Origin of the sequence: Komagataeibacter sucrofermentans DSM 15973 (assembly GCF_040581405.1) — a bacterium.
GTDB lineage: Bacteria > Pseudomonadota > Alphaproteobacteria > Acetobacterales > Acetobacteraceae > Komagataeibacter > Komagataeibacter sucrofermentans.
Window position 1 is genome coordinate 2,540,001 of sequence record NZ_CP137157.1, and the last position, 25,843, is coordinate 2,565,843.

The following is a 25,843-nucleotide window of genomic DNA, read 5'->3' on the forward strand; positions in this document are numbered from 1 at the left end:
GCCGGCACTGAAGGGCGGAACATCTCGCCCACCTGCTGCTCGCGGGGGGTCATGGCCTTTTCCACCGTGAACACATGCTTCGCGCCATCAGCCGTGGTGATGGTGAGCGGCACGGTGGGCAGCGGGGCCTGCGCGTGGGTGGGTTCACCCGTTTCCTCCGCCGCCATGGCGGGAACGGACACTGCGGCCATGCATGCGGCCAGGGCCAGCCACCGGCCCGCCTTGAAGGACATCATAAGCAAATACTCTCCTGCACCCTTTAATCCATCCGTCAGGTCAGGAAGGGGTTGCCCTTCCGCTCCGCGCCGATTGTCGTTGCGGGACCATGACCGGGCAGGATCGTGACATCATCATCCAATGTAAGCAATTCCCGCCCGATCGCCTCAATCAGCTGCGCATGGTCGCCATAGGGGAAATCGGTCCGCCCCACGCCGCCCCTGAACAGGGTATCGCCCACGAAGGCGAAGCGGGCAGCGGGATCATAAAAGATGACATGGCCCGGCGTATGGCCGGGCACATGGCGCACCTCAAAGCTGTGGCCCAGGGCCTCGAGCTTTTCACCATGCCTTACAAAACGGTCGGGCTTTACGTTCTCCAGCCCGGTCAGACCGAACAGGGCGGCCTGTTGGGGAATGGTTTCAAGCAGGGGCGCATCCGCCCGGTCCGGCCCCAGCACCGGCACGGGGGCGCCCTGCCGGGCCGAGAGTTCGCGCCGCAGGGCATCCGCCCCGCCTGCGTGGTCGAGATGGCCGTGGGTAAGCCAGATGGCGTCAACCGTCAGGGCCTTGTCGGTCAGGAATGCCATGATGCGGGGCACGTCGCCACCGGGATCGACCACGACCGCATGATGCGTATCGGGGTTCCACAGGATCGAGCAGTTCTGCCCGAATGCGGTCACGGGCACGACTTCGAGTGACAGGGGTGTTGGCATGATGGAAAGCCCTACAAACAAAAAATGCGCCCCACGTTACCGCAGGGCGCACCGTTACTGAACCACGCAGGTGACTCAGCTCTCCTTGGCGAGCGGCCAGCCGGTGGCCGGAATATCAAAATGCGGGGCCAGCTTGTTGTCCGGCGTGTTGGTCAGGTCATGCTCGAGAACCTTCACCACCAGCGGGCGGGCTTCCACGTCCAGATGTTCGCGGATCTGGTGCATCACCTCGCCGGGGGCGGCAAGGGCGATGCCCGGTGCTTCCTTTGCGCGGACGGCCTTGTTCAGGAACTCGGCAATTACCTTGCCATAAGCACCGTTGCGCGGAGCGTCCATGCCCTTGGCGTCGTCACTCTTGAGGTGGGTGATGGTGGCCAGGCCGTGTTCGCCATGCTTGAGAATGCGGGCGTGAATGCTATCGGCCACAACATACCAGACCGGATCGACATAGCTCATATAAAATACTCCATTCATGCATCGGGCCACCCAGTGGTGGCCCGCGTGTTGTCACACTACATGGGGTGTCCGGACATGCATGTCCAGCGGGTGACAGGCGCGCATGCGTGCTGATAAAGTGAAGCTGCCATGACAAAACTTTCTTCCACGCCCGATCCGCTGGACCTCCTGACCGAATGGGCCCGGGCGGGACTGCCCTGCGCCCTTGCCACCGTCACCTCCACCTGGGGCAGTTCCCCCCGGCCTGCGGGCAGCATGATGGCCGTGTGCGCGAATGGTCGCATCGAAGGCTCGGTCAGCGGTGGCTGCGTGGAAGGCGCCGTCATAGAAGAAGCCACCACCGTCATGCGCACCGGCAAACCGGCGGCCCTGTCCTATGGCGTATCAAGCGATGATGCCTGGGCGGTGGGGCTGGCCTGTGGCGGACTGCTTGATGTGTACGTGGCTGCGATCAGCACCCCCACCCACCCGCAGGGCACGCTGCCGCTCTCCATGCTGGAAACCGTGGCCGAAAAGCGCCGCGCCCGCGTGCCGGTCATCATGGCGACCGAGCTTGCCACCGGCGCGTGCCGTCTGCTGTATGATAATGTCGCGCCTGCTACGCCCACGGACCTCGAGGGCCGCCTCGCCGCCCGCGCACGCGAGGTTTTTGAAACCGGCCGCAGCCTGCGGCTTGAAGATGAAGCGGGGCAGGCCATATGGTTCCTGCACCTCGTGCCCATGCCGCCACGCCTGTTGATCGTGGGCGCGGTACATATTGCGCAGGTGCTCGCCCCCATGGCGCAGAGCACCGGCTTTTCGGTCACGGTCATTGACCCGCGCACGCAACTGGCCACGCCGGAGCGCTTTCCCGGCATCACGCTGGACACCGACTGGCCTGATGAAGCCCTTGAGCGGCTGGGCATCGATAACCAGACCGCCATCGTCACCCTGACGCATGACACCAAGCTCGATGACCCGACGCTGCAATACACCCTGGGCAGCGAGGCTTTCTATATCGGTGCGCTGGGATCGCGCAAAACGCAGGCCTCCCGCGTGGCGCGGCTGCATGAGAGCGGCTTTGCCGCTGACCAGATCGCGCGCATCCACGGCCCCGTAGGGCTGGCCATTGGCGCGGTGGGGGCGGCGGAAATCGCGCTCTCGATCCTGGCCGAGATCGTGGCCGTGCGGCACAACAAGCCACTGGGGCGGGTATCGGGCTGGGCGTGACAGCCGCGCCCGGGCGCATCGCCGCCATCGTGCTGGCGGGGGGCGCCTCGAGCCGCACGGCGCCCGCCCACAAGCTGCTTGCCCCCGATGCCACCGGCCTGCCCATGATTGCCCGCACCCTGCGCGCGGTCACGGCCAGCCGGGCCGACCCCGTTGTGGTCGTGCTGGGCCACCGGGCCGCCGAGATCCGGCAGGCGGCATTACAGGGGCTGCGACCGGACCGACGACCCCATTTCATTAGCGCGCCCGACCATACGCATGGCCTGTCACGCACGCTGGCCGCAGGCGTGCAGGCGGCCATGGATGACCCCACCATAACAGGCGCGCTGATCTGCCTCGGTGATATGCCGCTGGTCGGCACCGCCCTGCTTGATGCCATGATGGCTACTTTCCACACCCATCCCGGCTGCCCCGGCGTGCTGGCCACGCATGAAGGCAGGCGCGGCAACCCGGTGCTGTGGAGCCGCGCCCTCTTTACTGCCCTGATGGCGGGCGAAGGCGATAGCGGGGCCCGCCACCTGCTGGCGCAGCATGCCCCCGCCATGCCCCGCGTCGCGGCCGGCGCGGAAATTGCAGCGGATTTTGATACCCCGGAACGACTGAGCGAATTCAGCCGCCTTTTCGGGGGGGAGTTGACCTCAGCCCGGGCCAGCGCGAAGAGGGAAGGCAGCGCATGTGGCGCGCCGCATGCCAACCAACCAACCAGGATCCATAACATGAGCAAGATCATTCGCACCGAGCCCAACCCCATCCTGTCCAAGGTGGTGGAGTATCATGGCTTCCTGTTCACGCAGGGATTCGTGGCGAGCGACCTGTCCGCCGACATCACGGCCCAGACCAAGGACGTGCTGGCCCAGATCGATGAAGCACTGGAACTGCATGGCACCGACAACACCCGCCTGCTGCAGGCCCAGATCTGGCTGAAGGACATCAACGACCGTGATGCGCTGAATGCCGTGTGGGGCCCCTGGCTGCCCAAGGGCGGCGCACCGGCCCGCGCCTGTGTCGAGGCCAAGATGGCGCACCCGGACGTGCTGGTCGAAATCATGATCATCGCGACCAAATAAGACCTCGGGGCAGCGGGAAAGGCACCTGTGAAACATGTCACATTTTTGCAACTTTCCCGCTTTCCCAGAATCATTCTACTTCTGTTCTCCTCGCTGAAATCCTTGGAATAAGCGGCAGAAAATCAGGGCATAAATAGTCCGAATAAAGAATATATTCCTATTTTTTAATTCTGAACGTGTTTTTGGAGGAAATATGCAATTGTGCTCTTCATCCTCCACAGCGCAGGCTTGTCAGACTTGCAATGGGCTTGCTACTCGATGAACGCGATGTGAGCGGATCATTTTGAGAATCACCCGGATGGGGTGGAGAGATTGCGAAAAATGCGGATCAGAAACATGAAGCGTGGCGTCCTGCTTTCCGTTCTTACGGCCACTTTCGGATTCATGTTTTCTGAACAGGGCAAGGCCCATACCGTTCGGCATGTCAGCCATGTGCACCCTGTCGCTGCGCACACGACCTCTTCCAGCCACGCGTCAGTCCATCATGTGGCCTATCATGGCACCCATACCCATGAGCGCGGGCATGTGATCCAGTGCGTGGCCTTCGCCAAATCCGCATCCGATGTCGAGATTCGCGGCAACGCGGTAGACTGGTGGTATAAGGCCGCAGGCCGTTACGCGCGCGGCAGCGCACCGGAGGAAGGCAGCGTGCTCAACTTCCGTGGCACGCGCCGCATGCCGCTTGGCCATGTGGCCGTGGTGCGCCAGGTGGTCAACAACCGCACCATCGTCATTGACCAGTCGCACTGGGGCCAGCGCGGCATCAGCCGCGATGTACCGGTCATCGATGTTTCCCCCAACAATGACTGGTCCGCCGTGCGCGTGGCGCTTAACAGCCGCAACGGCGCTTTTGGCAGCATTTACCCCACCTACGGCTTCATCTACGCCCGGCCTGATACCACCTCGCACATGATGCTGAGCACCTATCAGAATGCCATGCGCAACCCTGCCGTCATGGCGCAGGCGCGCACCACCACCACCGCCCGCCACAACGGCACGGAAGTGGCGGAAGCGCCCGAGGGCATTGCGGGGCGTGCGTCCTCGTCCCTCGCCTATACGGATGATGCGCCCAACCGCTCCCTGCGCTAAAAAAGCACGCGCGGCGCCAGACCTCTCCCCGGAAAGTGTCTGGCAACGCTGTTTTCAGGAAATTCGAGACAATACCGCCTTATGAAAAGGCGCTACAGCAGCCCGAGCGGCCTTCAGTCAGGGCGGCCCGCCCGGTGATAGGGATGCCCGGCTGAAATGGCGCGGGCGCGATAAAGCTGCTCGGCCAGCATGCCGCGCACCAACATGTGCGGCCACGTCATCTTGCCAAGCGAGAGCGTATGGTCTGCACGCTGCACAACCGGGCCATCGAGCCCTTCCGCCCCACCAATGACAAAACATAGCGGCCGTGGTGTCTCGATCCACTGTTCCACCGCACGGGAGAAGGCCACGCTGTCATAGGTGCGGCCGCCTTCGTCCATAGCCACGACAATGGCGCGATCAGGCAGGGCCGCCAGAATCGCCTGCCCTTCCCTGCGCTTGATCTCGTTGGGCGCGCCGCGCCCTTCAGGCAGTTCAACCAGCTTGATGCGGGGCGAAAGCCGGGTGGCATAACGCTCGAACAGGTCGCGCTCCACCCGGTCCTTCATGCGGCCCACGGCAATCAGGTGAAACAAGGCTTACGCAACCGGGCCTGCGGGCGCCTCCGGCGGCACGTCGAGGTCATCGCCCCACATGCGCTCCAGCCCATAAAGCGCGCGGGCTTCGGCCTTGAACAGATGCACCACGATATCACCGGCATCAAGCAGCACCCAGTCGGAGCCGGTAGCCCCTTCCGTGCGCACGCGCTTGAGCCCGGCCTCGCCCAGCTTGCGCTCGATATGCGCGGCCATGGCGGCAATCTGCCGGTCGGCCAGGCCGGTGGCGATCACCATGCGATCGGCAAAGGAAGCGCGGCCCGTCAGGTCGATCACCACGATATCCTCAGCCTTGTCATCTTCCAGGCTGGTGGTGATGATCTCCAGAAACTGTTCCACGCGCGGGTCGGGCTCGCGCGCTTCGGCGCGGGCAGGGCCTGCCACGGCGGCCTTCTTGCGCGGCGTGCCCGGCACCTGCACGGCACTGCCCAGTGAACCCGTGACGGCACGCGGCGCGGCATGGGGGCTGCCGGTACGGCGCTTGGCGCCACTCTCGGCTATAGGCTTTCTGGTTATGGCTGTTACTCCCGTCGGCGGCCATGCGCGGCCTGCGATGCACGTATTTCTGTAGCTGATATAGCGTTCTGCGGCGCGGGAAGAAAGACCCATGCGGGCGGCATGCATGTAGCCAGTGTTCCCGCCCTGCGCGCAGGCAGCCGCCAGCGTGCAAGCCTGCGCGCAATCTGCCCGTGCAATGCGGCAGGATTATAGCCCGGGCGCGGCAATACGGCAAAGGGCACCATATGCACGATATCGCGCCACCGCCGCCACCGGTTCATCTGCGCCAGCCCGTCCGCCCCCATCAGCCACACAAAGCGCACATGCGGGAAAAGGCGCTTCAGCCGCGCCAGCGTATCGACCGTATAACGGGTACCGATGCGGCTTTCGATATCGGTGGCCACCAGTCGCCTACCCGCCACGCCGTGAATGCGCGCCCGCACCCCCGCCAGTCGCTGCGCCAGCGGGGCCATGCCCGCTACCGGCTTGAGCGGATTGCCAGGCGAGACAAGGAACCAGACCTGATCCAGCCCCAGTTGCCGCAATGCCCGCCAGGCAAGCTGCACATGGCCTTCATGCACCGGGTTGAACGAACCACCAAGCAGGCCCACGCACAGGCGCCGCCCATCCCCATGGGTCGGGATCACAGGCGCCATGCCACCGTGCACAGCCAGATCAGGGCCTGACCTGCCCCGTGCCGATCACCTCGTAGCGGAAGGTGGTGAGCTGCTCGAGCCCGACCGGGCCACGGGCATGGAACCGCCCGGTGGCAATGCCGATCTCGGCCCCAAAGCCGAACTCGCCGCCATCACAGAACTGGGTGGAGGCATTCCACATCACCACCGCGCTATCCGTGCCGTTGAGGAAGGTGGTGGCCGCCTGCGCATCTTCCGTCACGATGGCTTCAGTATGGGCGCTGCCATAGCGGGCGATATGGACCAGCGCATCTTCCACGCCATCCACCACGCCCACTGAAAGCACGGCATCAAGCCATTCGGTGGCGAAATCCGCATCGGTGGCGGCGGGCAGGTCGGGAATGATCTCGCGCGCGCGCTCGTCGGCGCGGAAGGTGCAGCCACGGGTGGCCAGATCCTCGATCAGGCCGGGTAGTATCCTGGGCGCAATGGCCTGATCGACCAGCAGCGTTTCAGTCGCGCCACAGATGCCGGGGCGGCGCAGCTTGGCGTTGAGCACGATGCGCCGCGCCATTTCCAGATCAGCCGCCGCGTGCACATAGGTGTGGCAAAGCCCTTCGGCATGGGCCAGCACCGGCACGCGGGCCTCGGCACAGACGCGCTCGACAAGCGACTTGCCACCACGGGGAATGATGAGGTCGATCAGCCCGGCCGCACCGAGCATGGCGGCCACATGGGCACGATCAGCATCGGGCGGGATCTGCACACATTCAACCGGCAGGGCCGCCGCTTTCAGCCCCGCCTGCATGGCTGCATGGATCACGCGCGCGCTGTTCAGGCTGTCCGACCCGCCGCGCAGGATCACGGCATTGCCGGACTTGATGCACAGCGCCGCCGCATCCGCGCCCACATTGGGGCGGCTTTCATAAATCATGCCGATCACGCCCACGGGCGTTGCCACCCGGCGGATGCGCAGGCCGTTGGGCCGGTCCCACTCCGCCATGACGTGGCCCACAGGATCCGGCAGGGCGGCAATCTGTTCAAGCCCCTGCGCCATGGCCTCGACCCGCTCGGGGTTGAGTATCAGCCGGTCACGAAAGGCTGCGGCCCCGGCAAATGCCGCCACGTCACGCGCATTGGCCGCTAGCAGTTCCGGCTGGGCGGCGCGCAGGGCCATGGCGGCGGCAGTCAGGGCTTTATTACGGGTTTCGGTCGTGCTGCGGGCCAGCACGCGGGCCGCCGCGCGGGCGGCAAGCGCCATGGTGCGGATCACGTCCGGCTGCGGTGCGTCAGCCCGCGTGGGGGTTGCAACAGCCTGGTCCATGATCCGTAACTCCCTGATCTATCCCTGAACGGGCACCGCGCCCGTATCAGACGTTGAAGCGGAACAGCAGGACATCGCCATCCTGCACCACGTAATCCCGCCCTTCGATGCGCAGCTTGCCCGCCTCACGGGCACCTGCCTCGCCATTGCAGGCGATGTAATCATCATATGCAATGGTCTCGCACGCAATGAAGCCCCGCTCGAAATCGTTATGAATGACGGCGGCGGCCTGCGGGGCCCTGGTGCCTTCGGTAATGGTCCAGGCCCGCGTCTCCTTCGGCCCTACGGTAAAGTAGGTGCTCAGGCCCAGCAGGCGGTAGCCTGCCGCGATCACGCGGTCGAGCCCGCTATCCTTCAGGCCAAGGCCTTCAAGGAACTCGACGCGGTCTTCAGCGCCAAGCTGGCTTACTTCGGCCTCGATCGCGGCGGAAACGACAACCATTGCTGCCCCTTCCTCTTCCGCCCGCGCACGCACACGCTCGGAAAATTCGTTGCCCGTGGCCGCCGAGGCTTCATCCACGTTGCACACATACAGCACCGGCTTCGAGGTCATGAGCTGCAGGCGGCGCACGGCCTCCTCCTGCCCCGCCGGGATGGCCTTGCGCGCGGGCAGGCCCTCACGCAGGGCTTCGATCAGCGGCTCCATCAGCTCAACCTGAGCTGCCGCCTCGCGGTCATTGCCGCGCGCCTTCTTCTGCAGCGCCACGATCCGCTTCTCCAGCGATTCGAGGTCGGCCAGCATCAGTTCGGTCTCGATGATCTCCGCATCGCGGATGGGGTCGACGCCACCTTCCACATGGGTGATGTCATCATCTTCAAAGCAGCGCAGCACATGGATGATGGCATCCACCTCGCGGATATTGGCCAGGAACTGGTTGCCCAGCCCCTCCCCGCGCGAGGCGCCGCGCACCAGGCCCGCAATGTCCACGAACTCAAGGCTGGTGGGCAGGATCTTCTGCGATTTGCCAATCCGCGCCAGTTCCGCCAGCCGCGCATCCGGCACGGCCACGCGCCCGACATTGGGCTCGATGGTGCAGAACGGATAGTTCGCGGCCTGCGCCGACGCGGTCTCGGTCAGGGCGTTGAACAGCGTCGATTTGCCCACGTTGGGCAGGCCCACGATGCCACAGTTAAAGCCCATACGCCCTTACTCCCCGGCCTGCGCGGCCATTCTTGTCATGAACAGTTCCGGCTTGCCATCCGCCAGCAGCGTGGCTTCATCAGCCAGCGTATCAAGCATCGGGTCCAGCCACTCACGGTCCGTGCGGGAAAAATCGCCCAGCACATGGCCCGTCACACGCTCGCGGCTGCCGGGATGCCCGATGCCAAGCCGCACGCGCCAGTATTCTTTCGTGCCCAGCATGCGGTCCATCGACCGCAGGCCGTTATGCCCTGCCGCCCCGCCGCCACGCTTTACGCGGATGCGGCCCGGCTCAAGGTCAAGTTCATCATGGAAGGCCGTAATGGCCTCGGGCGGCAGCTTGTAGAAGGCCGCCGCCTGCTGAACGCTCTCGCCCGAGAGGTTCATGTAGGTCATGGGCTTGAGCAGCAGCACCTTGTGCCGCCCCACCATGCCTTCGGCAATTTCGCCACGGAAGCGCTTGCGCCACGGGCCAAACCCGTGGCGCTGCGCAATCCGGTCCACCGCCATGAAGCCGACATTATGACGATTCCGGCTCATCCCCGTCTCGGGATTACCAAGACCGGTCCAGAGCAGCATCGTTCAGTCTCCTGTCAGGGTTCGTGGCGGTGGGTAAGCAATCAGCCTTCGGCTGCGGCTTCGGCGCCTTCAGCGGCCTCGGGCTCTTCATCAACGCTCGGCGGGGCCACGTTGGCGATGACGAAGTTGTTGTCCTGCAGCACGGGGGTCACTTTTTCCGTGCCCTTGAGGTCTTCCCAGCGCACGTTGTCGTGGAAGTCGAGCTGGGACAGGTCGGCGGTGAAGAATTCCGGAATATCGGCCGGATCAACCACGACATCGACCGTGTGACGGACGATGTTCATCACGCCACCGCGCTTGACGCCCGGCGAAACCTCTTCACCCGTGAAGCGGATTTCCACTTCCACGTGCACCTTATGGCCAGCGGCGAGGCGCTGGTAGTCCACATGGATCGGGGCATCGGTTACGGGGTGCAGCTGGATCTCGCGCAGCAGGGCGTGCACGGAGGCACCACCTTCAACGGAGATGTCATAGATGCGCGAACGCCAGCCGGACTTGTGCAGCTCACGGTGCACGATGCGGGGGTCAAGCGCGATCAGGGTGGGTTCCTGGCCGCCGCCATAGATCACGCCGGGCACGTGGCCGGCACGCCTCGTTGCACGCGCTGCCCCCTTACCAGCCTTCGCGCGCGAAGAGACTTCGATTTTGGTGAATTTGGTCACTTGTCTGCTCCTGAAACACAAGCGCGCGGGCCTCCAGGGGTGCCAGCGCGTGCGCGGCGTTTAACGGAAAACCGCGCCTTATGCAATCACCAAGCCCGGACAGGCCCGGTTTTTCAGGAAAGCGCGGTGAGACTCCACACCCCGGTCGCCCCCGGCTCGGCCCACATGGGGGTGGCGTTGGGCAGGCGCACGTTGGGCTTGAGGTGCATGGCCGCGCGCAGGGCGCGGAACATCGCGCCGTGGCACACGATCAGCGGCACGCCATCGAGCTCAAGCGCGCGATTGACCGCCGAGACCGCGCGCTCGCGCAGGTCGGCAAAGCTTTCGCCATCAGGAGGCGTGTACTCGCCTGCAATCCAACTGTCGTACCACGAGCCCATCGGCTTGCCTTCTTCCGCCCCGAAGCAGACTTCCTTCAGCCCGTCATCAAGGGCGACCTCAAGGCGGGGGGCACCGTGTGCCGCAAGCTGGTCGGCCACGATCTCGGCCGTGCGGCGCGCGCGCACCAGCGGCGAGGCAACAATGCGCACGATGGGCGCATGATCGCGCCAGTGCCGCGCCAGCAGCAGGCCAGCGGCCTCGGCCTGGGCAATGCCCGTGGCGTTGAGCGGAATATCGGTGCGCCCCTGCGAGCGCCCCTGCGCATTCCAGTCCGTTTCCCCATGGCGCAGGTACCAGTATGGCCGGGTCATCAGATCAGTCATGCGTCGTTCCTTCACTCTACTACGCCCTTGGGGGTAGCGCCGGGTGGCCGGGGCGGTCAATCCCGCCCCCTGCCTCAAACCGTATCAGTCGAACAGCGAGGAGACGGAACTTTCATCCGATATGGCCTGCATGGCGCGTGAAATCAGGGCCGCCGTGCTGATCTGGCGGATATTGGCCGCGTCCTTCACCGCCTCGGTCGCCTTAATGCTGTCGGTCAGCGTCAGCATGCCCAGCGGCGACTGGCCCACGCGGCTCACCGCGCTGCCGGTCAGCACGCCGTGGGTCACGTAAGCCTCGACGGCTGCCGCACCATGCTTCATCAGCGCTTCGGCCGCGTTGCACAGCGAGCCGCCGCTATCAACGATATCATCGACAAGGATGCAGTAACGGCCCCGCACGTCGCCAATCACGTTCATCACCTCCGACACGCCCGCACGCTCGCGGCGCTTGTCGATGATGGCGAGGTCCACGTTCAGCCGCTGCGCAAGCTGGCGGGCACGCACCACGCCGCCCACGTCGGGCGAAACGATCATGAGGTTGTGCGGGCCGCCGGGAATGTCCATCGGCGGGGCGTCATAGGGCAGAGGGGGTTCGCCCTCGAGCTTCATGCGGCCACGGATATCGCGCGTGAACAGCGGCGCTGCGTAAAGGTTATCAACGGGGATGTCGAAGAAGCCCTGGATCTGCATAGCATGCAGGTCCATGGTCAGCAGGCGGTTGGCGCCGGCCTCGACCAGGATATTGGCCACGAGCTTGGCGCTGATGGGCGTGCGCGGGCCGGATTTGCGGTCCTGACGGGCATAGCCAAAATACGGCATGACCGCCGTGATGCGCCGCGCCGAGCCACGGCGCAGGGCATCGAGCATGATCAGCAGTTCCATGAGGTTGTCATTGGTGGGCGAGCAGGTGCTCTGGATGACGAACACATCCTCGCCACGCACGTTCTCATGAATCTCGACAAAAATTTCCATGTCGGCAAAACGCCGCACGGTCGCGTTACAGAGCGGTAGCCCCAGTTCCGCCGCAACTTTCTCGGCGAGAGGCAGGTTGCTGTTACAGGCGACAATTTTCATCGTGTGACGCTCCCGGGCGGCGGTAGAGGCGCTGGAGGGCGGTTTTTTCCGCCCCCGTTGTGTATGTGCGGCGTTCTATCAACCGGCACATGGCCTGTCACCTGCCTAAGGGTATGCAAACCTGCACGTCTGCCCCCCGTTGCCGATCCGTCACACCCGTGTGGCCTGCGCCCATAATGCCCTGCCGGGCAGGAAAGCGGGTTCTGGCCCAGATTTTTTCTACAGGTTTCAGGGCTGCGTAGGGGCAGTGGGGGATGCGCCGGCTGCCGGGGCGGGGGCCGGAGCAGGCGCGCTGCCCGGCGTGGGCAGGGTGCCATCGGCGGCAAGCGGTGCGTTTTCGCGGCCGGAATAGCGGGTGATGATCTGCCGCACGGCTCCTGCCGCTTCATCAGCAGCGGCCACGGCCACGTCGCCCCAGCGGGAATCCAGCGAATGGGCCGCGATGTCATGAATCTGGGTGGCGGCACCGGCTTCGGCGCCCTGCGCGTCAAGCACCTTCCATGTCAGCACGATATGCTGCTGGGGCGTGGTCGAGGTGGTGGTCACCGCATCATTGAGCACCACGGTGCAGCGCACCGTGTAATCCGCGCCCGTGGCCGCATGCCGCAGGTCTTCATGCGCATCGGGGAAGGCTGCGGTAAAGGCGCGGGCCAGCGCGTGATCGCCATCGCCCGGCGCACCCTGCACGCCCGCGAAATAGACATGGGCGGGGCGATTCTTGAGGCTGTTGGGGTCTTTTTGCATCTGCGCGGCCTGGATGCCGGTCAGCAGTTCGGCAACCCCGGGGGCCACCTCCTGCGCCGAGCGGGTCTCGGCCTGCCCATCCGCGGCCTGCCACTGTGCCGCAGGCACCGCGGCACCGCTCATATGGCCGCGTTCCTCGCCCTTGGGGGTCATGACGGCATAGGTGGGAATAACCGTATCATCCTGCGCCGTGGTGGTCATTTTCAGCCACCAGTCACCGGGCTTGGCGGGCTGGCCCATGGCTGGCACCGACTGCGCCAGCATGGCCTCGACCATGGCGTGCTGCCAGGCCTGCGCGCCAGCCTCATCCGTGCCGGATGCGGTGGAAACCGGCACGGCCAGCCGCGCGGTGGGGGGCTGCGCGCCGGAGCCATCATGGCGGAAGGGGTGCGGCACATCCACGCAGCCACCCAGCAGGGAAAGCCCCACAAGGGCCGCGAGCGCGCCCGACCGGCGGGCAAGAACGTCTGACATCATGGGGCCCCTTATACCGCCCGGCAGGCGATAACGGAAATCTGGTGCCCGATCGGGCCGCCACCTGCCAGCGTGCGGCGGCGATGGCTGAAAAACCGCTCTTCATCATGCAGGGTATCAAGGCCCAGCGCCATGGCAGACCCCACCCCGCACCGCGCGAGGCGCATGACGCAGTAACCCGGCAGATCGAACATGAAGTGCCCCGCCCGCGCGGCCGGGCTGAAAAACGTATCCCCCGCCACGTCACAGGCCAGCACGGCATCGCGCATGTCCGGCCCGACCTCGTAACTGGCAGGCGCGATACAGGGGCCGACGACAGCGGTGATCTCACTGGCACCGCAGCCCAGCGCGCCCATCGCCGCCACCGTGGCCTCGATAATGCCGCCACATGCGCCCCGCCAGCCCGCATGGGCCGCGCCCACCACCGTGCCCTGCGCGTTGCTGAACAGGATCGGCGCGCAATCCGCCGTAATCACGCCCAGCGCCAGGCCGGGCGTGGCCGTGACAAGCGCATCCCCCTCCGGCCCAGCCCCTGCGGGCCAGAGAACGGTCGGCGTCAGCACGCGATCGCCATGCACCTGGGTCAGGCCCAGCAGGTGATCGGGCAAAACACCGACATACTGCGCCACGCGGCGGCGGTTTTCGCGCAAGGCACGCGGATCATCCGCCGAGCGGGTCGAGCAGTTGAGTGTGGCATATGGGCCGGTGGAGACCCCGCCAAGGCGGGTGAAGAACCCATGGCGCACGCCTTCAAGGGCGGAGGCGCGCACTACCTGCGCATCCGTGATCGCGCTATCCGTCATCCGTGTTTCCCCTCAATCCCGTAGCGGACAAATTTACAGAAGCTTTTTGGATGCCGCCTTTTTTCAGAAAGCTTCACCAAAAACTTCCTTATGCTGACTGCGGGGCACTCCTGTCGCGCAATCCCGCAAAACCCGGCAACAGGCCCGACATGCCCACCGACAGCCCCAGCACGCGAAACAGCCGCCCCATCTGCTCAGGCGCTGCCAGCCGCCGGGCGGCCGCCCTTATGTCGTGCGCCTGGTCGGGAGCCGCGCGCGCAAGCTGCTCGCAACGCGCACCCAGCCCGAGTGCCGCGAGAAAATCACCCTGCTTCACGCTGCCCCACACATCAACGCCACCCGCCGCCTGCGCCATGCTGGCAAAATCGACATGGGCAGTCAGGTCCGCCATGCCGGGATCACGCAACGGATCAGCGGGCTGGCCCTCACGGAGTGCCTGCAGGCTGTCGCCCCAGGCCGGGGCATCGTAACCGTAATCAATCAGCAGCGCCGCCCCGCGCCCGCGTTGCAGGCGGGCGGCAAGGGCGTGCACAAAATCGAGCGCGGGCTGGCAGGTCTCCAGCACGCTGCCCTCCGGCACGGGCCGCGCCAATGCCGGGTGGCCGGACGGCAGCACAGCCGCCTGCTCCACAAACCGCCCCGCCTGCACAAAGCGCTCCGCCCAGCCCTGCCCATGGCGGACAAACTGGCGAATGGGCAACGCATCGACAAACTCGTTGGCCAGCAGAACCACAGGCCCCTCGGGCAGGCTGGCAAGGCCATCATGCCAGTTGACAGGGTTTGGCGTGGCGTCCGTCAGGGCCGCGTTCTGGCAGGCCCGCAGGCGGGGCGAGGTCTCGATCAGATGCACCCGCGCGGCCTTGTGGCAGTCCGGGGCCACGCGGCGCAGCAGGCGCAGGGCATCGGCCATGAGCGTGCCCCGCCCCGGCCCCGCCTCGGCCAGCACGAAGGGATCGGGGCGGCCAAGCTGACCCCACACCACGGCCACCCACGCGCCCAGCAATTCACCAAACATCTGCGAGATTTCGGGCGATGTAATGAAATCGGCAAACGGGTCGCGGCCTGCGTAATAGGCGGCATTGGCCCGCGCCATGAAGTGGTCCAGCCGTTCGGGCTGCCCGGTCATGCCTTCCCCTCGGCGGCCTCTTCCGCCGGTTCCGCCATCACCACCGTGCGCGCGGGGCGCATATACGCATTGAGCATCAACCCCAGCCCGCCAATGGCCATGGGCACGCACAAAACCTGCCCCATGGTCACGCCAAAGGGCAGGAAGCCGATGAACGCATCGGGCTCGCGGAAGCATTCGCACACCGTGCGCGCCACTGCGTAGCCAAACAGGAACAGCCCCGCGATGAAACCGGGATGCTGGCGCACCCTGAGGCTGCGCGAAACGCACCACAGCAGGGTGAACAGCAAAAGCCCCTCGGCAAAGGCTTCATAAAGCTCGGATGGATGGCGCGGCTCCGGCCCGGCATCGGGGAAGATCATGGCCCAGGGCAGCGAGGGCGGGGCGGGCCTGCCCCACAGTTCGCCATTGATGAAGTTGGCGATGCGCCCCAGCCCCAGCCCGATGGGCACCACCGTGGTGATCCGGTCGGAAAAGGCAAGGAAACTCAAACCATTGAGCCGCGTGAATGCAATCAGCGCAATAATCACGCCCGCAGCCCCGCCATGAAACGACATGCCCCCATGCCACACCTGCAAGATGGCCAGCGGGTGCGAAAGGTAATAGCCGGGCTGATAGAACAGGATGTAGCCCAGCCGCCCGCCCAGCACCACGCCCAGCGTGGCCCATGTCAGAAAGTCATCGACCTGCAGCGCCGTGGCCGCCCGGGGGGCAAGGGCCGCAAGGCGGCGGGCAATGCGCCACCCCGCTACCAGCGCCACGATATAGGCCATGGCATACCAGCGTATGGCGAACGGCCCGAAATGGACCATTACCGGATCAAACTGCGGAAAGACCAGAACAGGCAGCATGGGCCGACTTTCAGTAATCAGGGAGGAAGCAGGGGCAGCGGTCGATGCCTAGAGATAGGGATCGGGCGTGGCAAGATAGTCATGCACGTAACGCCGCACGCCATCTTCCAGCGTGGTGAAGGGATGGCTGTAGCCCGCATTACGCAGCCTGCGCATGTCGGCACAGGTAAAGGACTGGTACTGCCCGCGCAGCGATTGCGGCATGTCGATGAATTCGATTTTGGGCGCAACACCCGCCGCATCGCACACCGCATGCGCAAGGTCGGCATAGGTGCGCGCCATGCCGGTGCCGCAGTTGAACAGCCCGCACACATTCGTATGGTCAAGCAGCCACAGCATGACATTGACCACGTCACCCACCCATATGAAATCACGCGCCTGCGCGCCATCGGGCAGGCCCGGCACGTCGGAGCGGAACAGCGTAAGCGGGCCGCCTGCCCGCGCCTCGTCATACTTGACCTTGACCACCGAGATCATGCGCCCCTTGTGGTACTCGTTGGGGCCATAGACATTGAAGAACTTCAGCCCCGCCCATGACAGGCCCGACAGCTCGCCCCGGCCCAGCCGGTGCAGCAAAATCTGGTCAAACGCCTGCTTGGACCACCCATACAGGTTGAGCGGGCTGAGCCTGCCCAGGCCCGCCGGGTCATCGCTGAACTGTTCGATCTTGTCCGCAGCGCCATAGGTGGCGGCCGATGACGCATAGATGAAGCGCACGCCCTCATGCGCGCACCACTCGGCCAGCCGGCATGACAGGTCGACATTGGTGCGCCACACCAGGTCGCCATCGCTTGCCGTGGTCTCGCTGATCGCGCCGAGATGCACCACCGCCGACACATCGGGCCGGGTGGCCAGCCACCCCTCAAGCGCTTCGGGCGCCACGATCCGCACCGGGGCATGGTGGCGCAGGTTGCGCCATTTGCCCGCATTGCCCAGCCAGTCCACCACCACCGTATCGACACCGCGCGCGTGCAGGGCCTGCTGCATGCATGAACCGATAAAGCCCGCGCCCCCCGTAATCACGATCACTGCCCGCACCCCCGCATTCTGCCTGCACATTGATTATGCCGCCCCGAAGGCCGCCACAATCGTGCGGATAGCCCTGAGGCGGCAATGTGTCTATAGTAGCGCCTTTCACCTTCGCGCCGCAGCCGGGCTCCGGTAGTGCGCGGAACGTCATGGAGTATCCACTATGTCCGACAGGCCCCGCATTTTTGATGATCTTGCCGGTGTGGCCGGCGGCGCGTTCTCGGCACTCGCTGGCGTGCGCGAGGAAATCGGCGCCATGGTCCGTGCCCGCGTGGATGAAACACTCGGCAGCCTGAACCTCGTGCGCCGCGATGAATTTGAAGTGGTGCGCGAAGTCGCCACCCGTGCGCGCCTGGCACAGGGCGAGATGGAAAACCGCATCGCACGCCTTGAAGAGCGCGTGTCCGACCTTGAAGCCAGCCTGACCACCCCCGCCCCCCATACCGGAAGCTGAACGAGGCTTGCAGCCAATGCCTGCGGGCCATAGTGTAACAGGATGGTCCGCGCCCTGATTCCCCGTAACAGGACACGGACCGGGTTGCAGAGACACGGAATCCGGCGTCATGCCCGGATCTCCTCCACGACGGCTTCGGGGAGTGCCACATGCCTGCTCTGACTCAGATCACCACCTCTCGTAATACGAACCCGCTCGACCAGATGGAACAGATCGTGGGCGGCTACGACTGGAATTTCGAGCGCCGCAGCGATTCGGAAATGGCAGCCGAGGCACCGGGAAAATGGTGCGATTACGGCCTGTTCTTCTGCTGGTCGGAAGAGGTGAACGCCATGCACTTCACCTGCACGTTCGACCTCAAGGTGCCGCCCGAGCAGCGCCGCAACCTGTTTGAACTCGTGGCCCTGGCCAATGAGCGGCTGTGGATCGGCCATTTCGGCATGGATCTTGAACACGGCACGCCCGTGTTCCGCCATGCGGTGCTGCTGCGCGGCTCGCGCGGGGCGTCGATGGAAAGCCTTGAGGACATGATCGACATCGCGCTGACGGAATGCGAGCGGTTCTATCCCGCCTTCCAGTTCGTGCTGTGGGGCGGCAAAAAACCGGCGGAAGCCCTTGAGGCCGCCATGCTTGACTGCGCGGGGATGGCGTAATGGGCGAACTCCTTCCGCCGCTGCTGCTCGTGGGCTGCGGCAAGATGGGGGGCGCCATGTTCGATGGCTGGCTGAAGGAGGGGCTCGCCCCTTCCTTCATCGTCGATCGCCATCGCGACTCGGTGCCGCCGCCACATCAGCTCGTGCGCAGCCTCGACGCGGTTCCCGCCAGCTTCCGCCCCGGCATGATCGTGCTGGCCACCAAACCGCAGAAAGTGGATGCGGTGCTGCCCACCCTCGCCCCCTTTGCCGCCCACGCCCCCGTGCTGTCCGTGCTGGCAGGCCGCACGGTGGAGAGCCTGGCCACGGCCACGGCCCTGCGCGCCTGCCTGCCCGCAGGCAGCCCGCCTCCTGCCGTGATCCGCGCCATGCCCAATACGCCGAGCGCCATCGGGCAGGGCATGACGGTGTGCTACGCCCCGCCGCCTGCTACCGCGGCCGATCGCAGGCTGTGCGCGCGGCTGATGAGCGCGGTGGGCGAAGTGGCCTGGATCGAGCATGAAGACCAGATGGACATGGTCACCGCCATTTCAGGCAGCGGCCCGGCCTACGTGTTCCTGCTGGCTGAACTGCTCGAGCAGGTGGGCATCGACCACGGCCTGCCCGCCGCCCTGGCCCGCCAGATCGCGCGCCAAACGGTGGCAGGCTCCGGCGCGCTCATGCAGGCCAGCGGGCTTGATGCCGCCACCCTGCGCCAGAACGTGACCAGCCCCGGCGGCACGACGCAGGCCGCCCTTGCGGTGCTGATGGCGCCCGATGCCTGGCCCGCCACGCTCGATGCCGCCCTTGCCGCCGCCGCGCGGCGCGCGCGCGAACTGTCAGGCCCGCAGCCCGTTTCATGACCCAGTGGCAGCGCACGGCCCCTATTTCTACGACCCCCAACCCGGAAGATCAGACCCTCCATGGATAACGACCTGTTTGACGCCACCCTTCTCCGCTCCGCGCTGGAGCGTGCCGGTTCGCACGGATGGCGGCGCACCACGGTCGTTGATGCCGCGCGCGATGCCGGGCTGAGCCTCGAGACCGCGCGCAAGCGTTTTGCGTGCAAGACCAAGCTGCTGTTCACGCTCGGGCGGCTGGCTGATGAATCCGCCCTAGTGGAAGACGAGACGGAAGGCAACGTGCGCGACAGGCTGTTCGACATGCTCATGCGCCGACTTGATGTGTTCCAGCAATACCGCGAGGGCGTGCGCAGCGTGCTGCGCGCCCTGCCCACCGACCCCGCTCTGGCCCTGCTGCTTGGCGGTGCGACACTGGAGAGCATGAAGTGGATCGCCACCGCCGCCGGCGTGGACACCAATGGCTTGGCCGGGGCGGTGCGCCTGCAGGCGCTGGTGGGCGTATGGACCCTGACCCTGCGCACATGGGACCGTGATGACAGCGTTGACATGGGCCAGACCATGGCGGCACTGGAGGAGGCGCTCAAACGCGCGGGCCGCTTTGTCTCCTTCGGGCCTGAGGCCGTCGAGTCCACGGTGCCTGCAGGCCACGACACCGACCCGCTGGTGGACCTGCCGCTTGAGCCTTCAGCCTGACGGGTCCGGACCGCTGTTAAAAATAACGCCTTGATAAAACAGAATGGACGTTTTCGGGTGTCGCCTTTTTTTCAAAAGGCGGCGTTCTTTTGAAGCTTTTTGAAAAAAGCTTCCCCAAAAACATCTTTCTGATGGTCCGGATGTTTTGAGGGCAGACTTTTCAAATCGCGCCTGAGATATTAGAACTGCATCACGCCATGCGAATCGCGTAGCGTTAGCCTGTTGGGGCGTAGCCAAGTGGTAAGGCAGCGGATTTTGATTCCGCCATGCGGAGGTTCGAACCCTCCCGCCCCAGCCAGTTTTTTCCTGAAAAAACGGCCTCTACCAATTTCAGAAACAAAAGTTTCCGGGTGCCGCCTTTTTTCAAAAAGACGGCGTTGCCCGCGGCTTTTCGCCGTTAGCCGCCACTGACCGCCTGCACCGCCACGGGCGGCCAGAAGGCACCCGCGATCTCGTTCTGGATCAGCCGCAATTCGCGCTGGATCCAGTCCATGTATTCATGCAGGCCGCGCAGGATGATGTCCTCCACCGTCTGTTCGGCCAGCGTCACGCGCAGTTCCTCCACCCGCTCCAGAATCGGCCCGCAATGGCGCAGTCGGTATTCTCCCGCCAGTGAGCCGAGCACGCTGTAAACACAGCGCAGGCTGGTAGAGAGCGAACGGGGAAACCCGTCATTCTTGAGCAAAAAACCCACGATATTGGCAGGCGTCATGCCCTCGGGCAGCACGCGGCGAAAGGCGTGGTAGGCCGCAGCCGAACGCAGCACGGATGTCCACTGGCTCATGTCGATATCTGACCCCACCCCTTCGCCGCTAGGCAGCAGGGTGTGGTATTTGATGTCGATCAGCCGCGTGATCTGGTCCGCGCGCTCAAGGTTCTTGCCCAGCAGGTAGAACAGCCAGGCCTGGTCGCGGTACAGCGTGCCCTCGGTAATGCCAAAATGGGTCTGGCAATCCTGCTTGAGCCGCGTGCACAGCGTGGACAGATAGCCCGCCCCCACATCGTCAGGCCCAAGGTCCATGGCCCAGCGGGTAAACATGTTGAGGTGCATCCACATCTCGGTCGAGATCAGGGGACGCAGCACGCGGGCGTTCTCGCGCACGCACCGCGCCATGGACACGATCGAATCCGGGTTATCGGGATCGGTAATGTAAAAGCCGACCACGGTGCGCTCGGTCGCCACCTTGTGGCGCAGGAAGAATGTATCCTCATCGGCATTGATGCGGATGACGCTGTCCCATCCTGCATCCAGGTTGCTGGCATGCACCGATGTGCCCGTGACCTCGATCAGGCGGGCCATGTTCTCGATGCGCTCCATGTAACGCGCCAGCCACATCGTGCTTTCCGCATAGCGCGAGAGCAGGTTGCGCAGGCCCGGCAGCACCGGGGTAGGAAAAACCGAAACCTGTGTCATGACGCCAGCACCCACGTATCTTTCGCCCCGCCACCCTGCGAGGAGTTGACCACAAGCGACCCCTTGCGCAGCGCCACCCGCGACAGGCCACCGGGCAGCACCCATGTCTCCCGCCCGGTTACGGCAAAGGGGCGCAGGTCTACATGCCGCGCCTCGACCCCTGCCGGGCACAGCGTGGGCGAGACCGACAGGCTGATGACGGGCTGGCTGATGTAATTGGCCGGGTCCGCGCGCAGCCTGCCGCGAAAATCCTCCAGTTCGGCCTGTGTGGCATGCGGGCCGATCAGCAGGCCGTAGCCGCCGGATTCGCCCACCGGCTTGACCACAAGGTGCTCAAGGTTGGCCAGCGTATAGGCCAGCCCCTCGGGCTCGGCGCAGATATGCGTCTCCACATTGGTCAGGATCGGCTCTTCATCGAGGTAGTAGCGGATGATGCGCGGCATATAGGCATAGACCGCCTTGTCATCGGCCACCCCGGTGCCGATCGCGTTGGCCAGCGTGACATTGCCGCGCCGGTAGGCATCGACCAGCCCCGGCACGCCGAGCAGGCTGTCGGGGTTGAACACCTGCGGGTCAAGGAAGTCGTCATTGAGCCTGCGATAGATGGAATGGACCGGCCGCAGCCCGGCCACGGTGCGCATGTACACCCGCCCGTCCTCCACGGTCAGGTCGCGCCCTTCCACCAGCGGAATGCCCATCTCGCGCGCAAGGAACACATGCTCGAAATAGGCGGCATTGTAGATGCCCGGCGAGAGCAGGACCACCTGCGGGTCATCCACGCCAGCGGGTGCGACTTCAGCCAGCGCGCGGTGCAGGCGGGGGCCGTATTCATCCACCGGGCGCAGGTCCAGCCCGGAGGCGAGGTCGGGCATGAGGCGCAGCATCATCTGCCGGTCCTCGAGCACATAGGATACGCCTGAAGGCGTGCGCGCGTTATCCTCAAGCACCAGAAAGCGGCCATCGCGGTCGCGCACGAGGTCGGTGCCATTGATGTGCACGTACACCCCGCCGGGCACGTCCAGCCCGACCATGGCCTGGCAGTAATTGGCGTTGCCCAGCACCAGCTGCGCGGGGATCACGCCATCACGCAATATGCGCCGCTCGTGATAGATATCGTGCAGGAACAGGTTGATGGCCCTGACGCGCTGCTGCACGCCGCGCTCGACATGATCCCACTCGGGCGCTGTCAGCACGCGGGGAATGACATCGAACGGCAGCACGCGGTCAATCGCCTCACGGTCGGAATAGACGGTAAAGGTGATGCCAAGGCGGTAGAACTGCGCCTCGACGGCGGCAGCGCGGCGGCGCAGTTCGGCCAGGTCAAAGCGGGCCAGCCGGTCGCGCACCTGTTGCAGCCCGGGGGGCGGGATGTCCTTGCGGTTGAGCAGTTCACAGAAAAAATCCGGGACATCATACGTCGCGAACAGCCCGGCGGCCTGTGCCGCCATCTTCATGTCACTCATGCCCTGCCTCCGTTTGCGGGGAGGAGGATCAGGCGTGAAGGAATCATGTCCACCCACCTGCTGTTTCATTTCGATCCGTTACTAGCGGAGCAAGAAAATCACCTCTTGCCAAGAACGAATCTGCAATCTCTTCCCTTTCGGGCCAAAATGCCGAAAAAATACGATATTGCTGCCACCGCCAATCCTGATACCGTGGGAGTGGCATACCAACCATATCCGAACCGTAACCATCGCCGGGATCACGCACCGGAGTCACGATGGCCGGCATGCGGAACAGCTTACCGAGGCTCAGGATTATATGAACGCGCGTGCCATGCTGGTCCACCACACACGCTACCGCTACGACCGGCCTGTCCACCTCGGCCCGCAGACCATCCGCCTGCATCCCCTGCCCGGCTGCGCCACAATGATCGCGCACGGGCTGGAGATCAGCCCCGCGCCCAGCACGCAGGCATGGTGCCACGACCCGTTTGGCAACCGCGTCGCCCGCGTCACGTTTGATGGGCGTGTCACGCATTTCGATATTACCGTAGCCCTCACCACCGACCAGACGCCCACGACGCCCCGCCCCCTTGCCGTGGCGCCGACCGCCCGGATCTGGACGGCGCGGAGCGTGGATGACAGCCCGTCGCTCATCGCGTACAGGCAATCCGCCCTCACCGATGCGACCACGCCACGGCTTGACGCGCTGGTGGCAGACTGGCGCGCGCGCCTGCCCTGCCCCACGGCCGATCTGCTCATGGACCTGACACGCGCCATCGCGGCCGGCATCACCTACCGCATCCGCACCGAGGCTGGCGTATGGTCGCCCGAGGAAACCCTGCGCCACGGCGCGGGATCATGCCGCGATACCGCATGGCTGCTCATCGCCATCCTGCGCCGCCTGGGCTTTGCCGCGCGTTTCGTGTCCGGCTACCTGTTCCAGCCCGAGCGCTGCGCGCCCGAGCAACTGGGCTGCGAACTCCATGCCTGGGCGCAGGTGCACGTGCCCGGCGCCGGATGGGTGGGGCTGGACACGACATCGGGCCTGCGGGCGGCACAGGGGCATGTGCCGCTGGCTGCAGCCCCCCGCCCGCAGCAGGCCGCCCCCGTGAGCGGGCTGCTTGACCAGTGCGAGGCGACATTCGAGGCGACAATGCAGACCACCGTGCTGCCCGCGCCCGCCGCATGCGGGCCACTGCGGTCGAGCCTGTCTTCATGAAGCTGTTTTTCTGCCAGTCGTGCCAGCAGATCCTGTTTTTCGAGAATACGGCCTGCGAACGCTGTGGCCACACGCTGGGCTACCTGCCCGAGCTGACTGAACTCAGCGCGCTCGATGCCCTTGGCGGTGATTTATGGAAACCACTCGCCGCCCCCGACCAGGCGCGCGCGCTGTGCGCCAACAACGCCCATAGCGCGTGCAACTGGCTGGCACAGCCAGGGCAGGCCTACTGCATCGCCTGCAGCTTCAACCGCACCATCCCCAACCTGTCCGTGCCCGGCAATATAGAACGGTGGCAGAAGCTGGAGGTGGCCAAGCACCGGCTGTTCTACACCCTGCTGCGGCTGGGCCTGCCGCTGCGCAACCGCAGGCAGGACCCCGAGGGCGGGCTGGCGTTCGACTTTCTCGACAGCCTGCCCGATGGCACGCCCGCCATGACCGGGCACATGAATGGCATCATCACCATCGCCATCCATGAGGCCGATGATGCCCAGCGCGAACGCCTGCGGCTGGAAATGGGGGAATATTATCGCACCCTGCTCGGCCATTTCCGCCACGAGATCGGCCATTATTACTGGAACGTGCTCATCCGCGACGCAGGCCCCGAACGCCAGGCCGCCTGCCGCGCGATATTTGGCGATGACCGGCGCGACTATGCCGCAAGCCTCAAGGCCTATTACGCCACGGGCGCCAGCACCGCATGGCAGGGGCGGTATGTCAGCCAGTATGCCACCTCCCACCCGTGGGAGGACTTTGCCGAGACATGGGCGCATTACCTGCACATCATCTCGACGCTGGAGACCGCCTGGACCTACGGCATGTCGATCAACGCGCGGGGCGCGCAGGCCCCGCCGCTACGCGCCAGCGTCACGCGCGACCCCTATACCGAGATGACCTTCGACGAGATCACGCAGGGCTGGCTGCCGCTGACCTATGCCGTCAACAGCCTCAACCGCTCCATGGGGCTGCCTGATTTCTATCCCTTCGTGCTCACGCCCGACATCCTGCGCAAGCTTGCCTTCATCCACGACCTGATCCGCGAGAGTCGGGTGGAGTAGTCAGCAGGGTTTCCAAGAAAGGTTTCCGGGGGACGCCTTTATTTCAAAAAAACGACGTCTGCCGCAGCTTTTTGAAAAAGCGTCCCAAAAACCTTTATCATTTTCCTTCAGCTTCATCGAAAGCGATGGCCTGCGTACCCGCATGCATGTCACGGCAGCACGCCCGCAGGGTCGCGATGAAATTGGACAGCAGCGGCACATGCTGGCCCGCGCGCATGGCAATGGCCAGTTCCGCCCGTGGCGCCTTGGCGCCGAGCGAATGATAGGTCACGCCGCCGGAATGGATCTGGTGCAGCGAGCGCGGCACGACCGAAACGCCAAGCCCTGCCGCAACGAGCGGCACGGTCGAGGCGATCTGCGGGGCCTGCTGGCCCATGCGCGGTGTAAAGCCCGCATTATGGCAGGCGGAGAGAATGGCATCATGAAAGCCCGGCCCCAGTTCGCGCGGGAAAATGATGAAGGGTTCATCAGCCAGCATCTCGAGTTCCAGATGCGGGTTGACGGCCAGCGGGTGCCCTTTGGGCAGGGCCACGACCGTCTCCTCCTCCAGCAGCGGCGAGACCAGCAGCCCTGCCCCATCAGGCACCGGCGGCCGCACGATGGCGATGTCGATCGCGCGGTCATGCAGCGCCTTGCGCAGGGCGGGCGTGTTGCTTTCCTCAAGGTAGATGGTCACGTCGGGCCACACTTCGCGGAAGCGGCGCACGGTCAGCGGAATCATGGGCAGCAGCGAGACCGCGCCTGCCAGCCCCACGCGGATATGCCCCTTCTCACCCCGCGCCAGCCCCGTGGCGGTGGCGATGAACTGCTGCTGCATGCCCAGAAGCGCGCGCGCCTGGTCAAGCAGCACAAGGCCGATATCGGTCAGCTTGACGCCGCGCGTCAGGCGCTGGAACAGCAATACGCCGAGTTCGTTTTCCAGTTGCTTGATCTGCTGGCTCAGAGGGGGCTGCTCCATGCCTATCTGCTCTGCAGCCCGCGTGAAGCTCCCGTTCTCGGCAACTGCCACGAAATATCGTAAATGCCTTAAATCCATATTCCATATAAATTATATATGGGAATCTTCTTCAATA

At 65.0% G+C, this 25,843-nt stretch carries 29 protein-coding genes, 1 tRNA gene and 1 pseudogene (1 of these 31 running past the window's edge); 11 read left to right on the plus strand and 20 right to left on the minus strand.

What is annotated here, in order from left to right; genetic code table 11:
- The 3 genes from R5N89_RS11950 to R5N89_RS11960 all read right to left on the minus strand — a co-directional run.
- A protein-coding gene (locus R5N89_RS11950) for a DUF192 domain-containing protein (protein WP_110569889.1) crosses the window boundary here: on the minus strand, positions 1-236 show its 5' end (the start). The gene continues 277 nt to the left of window position 1, outside the view; 236 of the gene's 513 nt are visible here — the first part of the coding sequence; the start codon lies at positions 234-236; the stop codon falls past the left edge of the window.
- A gap of 35 nt (positions 237-271) precedes the next feature.
- Entirely contained in the window at positions 272-931 is a 660-nt protein-coding gene (locus R5N89_RS11955) for an MBL fold metallo-hydrolase (protein WP_110569934.1), read from the minus strand.
- Between the two features lie 75 nt (positions 932-1,006).
- Positions 1,007-1,387 carry a host attachment protein gene (locus tag R5N89_RS11960; protein ID WP_110569890.1) on the minus strand — a complete coding sequence of 127 codons (381 nt, stop codon included), beginning with the start codon at positions 1,385-1,387 and terminating at the stop codon, positions 1,007-1,009.
- 129 nt (positions 1,388-1,516) lie between these two features.
- Between R5N89_RS11960 and R5N89_RS11965 the strand changes: the two genes are divergently transcribed.
- The 4 genes and pseudogenes from R5N89_RS11965 (at position 1,517) to R5N89_RS11980 (ending at position 4,752) form a co-directional block, all read left to right on the plus strand.
- The gene (locus tag R5N89_RS11965; protein WP_110569891.1) at positions 1,517-2,596 is read left to right on the plus strand and encodes an XdhC family protein; all 1,080 of its coding nucleotides are present in this window, start codon (positions 1,517-1,519) and stop codon (positions 2,594-2,596) included.
- A gap of 29 nt (positions 2,597-2,625) precedes the next feature.
- A pseudogene (locus R5N89_RS11970) lies at positions 2,626-3,072 on the plus strand (NTP transferase domain-containing protein); the annotation flags it as partial.
- A 240-nt stretch (positions 3,073-3,312) separates the two neighbouring features.
- Complete coding sequence (locus R5N89_RS11975; protein ID WP_110569935.1) at positions 3,313-3,663, plus strand: RidA family protein; 351 nt, start codon at positions 3,313-3,315, stop codon at positions 3,661-3,663.
- 321 nt (positions 3,664-3,984) lie between these two features.
- On the plus strand, positions 3,985-4,752 hold the full coding sequence (locus R5N89_RS11980) for a CHAP domain-containing protein (RefSeq protein WP_208624717.1): 768 nt from the start codon (positions 3,985-3,987) through the stop codon (positions 4,750-4,752).
- A 113-nt stretch (positions 4,753-4,865) separates the two neighbouring features.
- Here the strand turns inward: R5N89_RS11980 and R5N89_RS11985 are convergent, their stop codons facing one another.
- From R5N89_RS11985 to rfaD, 14 genes are all read right to left on the minus strand, one after another.
- Positions 4,866-5,327 carry a 23S rRNA (pseudouridine(1915)-N(3))-methyltransferase RlmH gene (locus R5N89_RS11985; RefSeq protein ID WP_110569893.1) on the minus strand — a complete coding sequence of 154 codons (462 nt, stop codon included), beginning with the start codon at positions 5,325-5,327 and terminating at the stop codon, positions 4,866-4,868.
- A gap of 3 nt (positions 5,328-5,330) precedes the next feature.
- Positions 5,331-5,780: a ribosome silencing factor gene (gene rsfS, locus R5N89_RS11990; protein ID WP_078527999.1), complete on the minus strand. Its 450-nt coding sequence runs from the start codon at positions 5,778-5,780 to the stop codon at positions 5,331-5,333.
- 89 nt (positions 5,781-5,869) lie between these two features.
- Positions 5,870-6,502, minus strand: coding sequence for a nicotinate-nucleotide adenylyltransferase (locus tag R5N89_RS11995; RefSeq protein ID WP_110569894.1), 633 nt, complete (start codon positions 6,500-6,502; stop codon positions 5,870-5,872).
- A 19-nt stretch (positions 6,503-6,521) separates the two neighbouring features.
- On the minus strand, positions 6,522-7,805 hold the full coding sequence (locus R5N89_RS12000) for a glutamate-5-semialdehyde dehydrogenase (RefSeq protein ID WP_110569895.1): 1,284 nt from the start codon (positions 7,803-7,805) through the stop codon (positions 6,522-6,524).
- Positions 7,806-7,851: 46 nt separating this feature from the next.
- Positions 7,852-8,946: a redox-regulated ATPase YchF gene (gene ychF, locus R5N89_RS12005; protein WP_110569896.1), complete on the minus strand. Its 1,095-nt coding sequence runs from the start codon at positions 8,944-8,946 to the stop codon at positions 7,852-7,854.
- Positions 8,947-8,952: 6 nt separating this feature from the next.
- Positions 8,953-9,525, minus strand: a complete 573-nt coding sequence (gene pth, locus R5N89_RS12010; protein WP_110569897.1) for an aminoacyl-tRNA hydrolase — start codon at positions 9,523-9,525, stop codon at positions 8,953-8,955.
- A gap of 41 nt (positions 9,526-9,566) precedes the next feature.
- Entirely contained in the window at positions 9,567-10,187 is a 621-nt protein-coding gene (locus R5N89_RS12015) for a 50S ribosomal protein L25/general stress protein Ctc (protein ID WP_110569898.1), read from the minus strand.
- A gap of 113 nt (positions 10,188-10,300) precedes the next feature.
- On the minus strand, positions 10,301-10,891 hold the full coding sequence (locus R5N89_RS12020; protein WP_110569899.1) for a histidine phosphatase family protein: 591 nt from the start codon (positions 10,889-10,891) through the stop codon (positions 10,301-10,303).
- An 84-nt stretch (positions 10,892-10,975) separates the two neighbouring features.
- Positions 10,976-11,965: a ribose-phosphate pyrophosphokinase gene (locus R5N89_RS12025; protein WP_110569900.1), complete on the minus strand. Its 990-nt coding sequence runs from the start codon at positions 11,963-11,965 to the stop codon at positions 10,976-10,978.
- A gap of 228 nt (positions 11,966-12,193) precedes the next feature.
- Positions 12,194-13,186 carry a hypothetical protein gene (locus tag R5N89_RS12030; RefSeq protein ID WP_244192258.1) on the minus strand — a complete coding sequence of 331 codons (993 nt, stop codon included), beginning with the start codon at positions 13,184-13,186 and terminating at the stop codon, positions 12,194-12,196.
- 8 nt (positions 13,187-13,194) lie between these two features.
- Positions 13,195-13,986, minus strand: a complete 792-nt coding sequence (pgeF, locus tag R5N89_RS12035; RefSeq protein ID WP_110569901.1) for a peptidoglycan editing factor PgeF — start codon at positions 13,984-13,986, stop codon at positions 13,195-13,197.
- 88 nt (positions 13,987-14,074) lie between these two features.
- Positions 14,075-15,112, minus strand: coding sequence for a class I SAM-dependent methyltransferase (locus R5N89_RS12040; protein WP_110569902.1), 1,038 nt, complete (start codon positions 15,110-15,112; stop codon positions 14,075-14,077).
- Positions 15,109-15,963 (minus strand): prolipoprotein diacylglyceryl transferase, encoded by an 855-nt coding sequence (gene lgt / locus R5N89_RS12045; RefSeq protein WP_110569903.1) that lies wholly within the window; start codon positions 15,961-15,963, stop codon positions 15,109-15,111. Before lgt ends, R5N89_RS12040 begins: the two co-directional genes overlap by 4 nt.
- A gap of 48 nt (positions 15,964-16,011) precedes the next feature.
- Entirely contained in the window at positions 16,012-16,992 is a 981-nt protein-coding gene (rfaD, locus tag R5N89_RS12050; protein WP_110569904.1) for an ADP-glyceromanno-heptose 6-epimerase, read from the minus strand.
- A gap of 163 nt (positions 16,993-17,155) precedes the next feature.
- Between rfaD and R5N89_RS12055 the strand changes: the two genes are divergently transcribed.
- The 5 genes from R5N89_RS12055 (at position 17,156) to R5N89_RS12075 (ending at position 19,932) form a co-directional block, all read left to right on the plus strand.
- Positions 17,156-17,446, plus strand: a complete 291-nt coding sequence (locus R5N89_RS12055; RefSeq protein WP_110569905.1) for an accessory factor UbiK family protein — start codon at positions 17,156-17,158, stop codon at positions 17,444-17,446.
- 149 nt (positions 17,447-17,595) lie between these two features.
- Entirely contained in the window at positions 17,596-18,099 is a 504-nt protein-coding gene (locus tag R5N89_RS12060) for a YbjN domain-containing protein (protein ID WP_110569906.1), read from the plus strand.
- Positions 18,099-18,941 carry a pyrroline-5-carboxylate reductase gene (proC, locus tag R5N89_RS12065; protein WP_110569907.1) on the plus strand — a complete coding sequence of 281 codons (843 nt, stop codon included), beginning with the start codon at positions 18,099-18,101 and terminating at the stop codon, positions 18,939-18,941. The genes R5N89_RS12060 and proC overlap by 1 nt, the downstream gene beginning before the upstream one ends.
- Before the next feature lie 60 nt (positions 18,942-19,001).
- Positions 19,002-19,634, plus strand: coding sequence for a TetR family transcriptional regulator (locus tag R5N89_RS12070; protein WP_110569908.1), 633 nt, complete (start codon positions 19,002-19,004; stop codon positions 19,632-19,634).
- Positions 19,635-19,857: 223 nt separating this feature from the next.
- A tRNA-Gln gene (locus R5N89_RS12075) sits at positions 19,858-19,932 on the plus strand.
- 99 nt (positions 19,933-20,031) lie between these two features.
- Here the strand turns inward: R5N89_RS12075 and R5N89_RS12080 are convergent.
- Positions 20,032-21,048, minus strand: a complete 1,017-nt coding sequence (locus R5N89_RS12080) for an alpha-E domain-containing protein (protein WP_341865164.1) — start codon at positions 21,046-21,048, stop codon at positions 20,032-20,034.
- Positions 21,045-22,511: a circularly permuted type 2 ATP-grasp protein gene (locus R5N89_RS12085; RefSeq protein ID WP_110569910.1), complete on the minus strand. Its 1,467-nt coding sequence runs from the start codon at positions 22,509-22,511 to the stop codon at positions 21,045-21,047. Before R5N89_RS12085 ends, R5N89_RS12080 begins: the two co-directional genes overlap by 4 nt.
- Before the next feature lie 298 nt (positions 22,512-22,809).
- On the opposite strand from R5N89_RS12085, the gene R5N89_RS12090 reads away from it, so the two are divergent.
- Both R5N89_RS12090 and R5N89_RS12095 read left to right on the plus strand, forming a co-directional pair.
- The gene (locus tag R5N89_RS12090) at positions 22,810-23,712 is read left to right on the plus strand and encodes a transglutaminase family protein (RefSeq protein WP_110569911.1); all 903 of its coding nucleotides are present in this window, start codon (positions 22,810-22,812) and stop codon (positions 23,710-23,712) included.
- Positions 23,709-24,770: a putative zinc-binding metallopeptidase gene (locus R5N89_RS12095; RefSeq protein WP_110569912.1), complete on the plus strand. Its 1,062-nt coding sequence runs from the start codon at positions 23,709-23,711 to the stop codon at positions 24,768-24,770. The genes R5N89_RS12090 and R5N89_RS12095 overlap by 4 nt, the downstream gene beginning before the upstream one ends.
- Before the next feature lie 97 nt (positions 24,771-24,867).
- On the opposite strand, the gene R5N89_RS12100 is transcribed toward R5N89_RS12095, so the two are convergent.
- The gene (locus tag R5N89_RS12100; RefSeq protein WP_110569913.1) at positions 24,868-25,806 is read right to left on the minus strand and encodes a LysR family transcriptional regulator; all 939 of its coding nucleotides are present in this window, start codon (positions 25,804-25,806) and stop codon (positions 24,868-24,870) included.
- Positions 25,807-25,843: the final 37 nt, after the last annotated feature.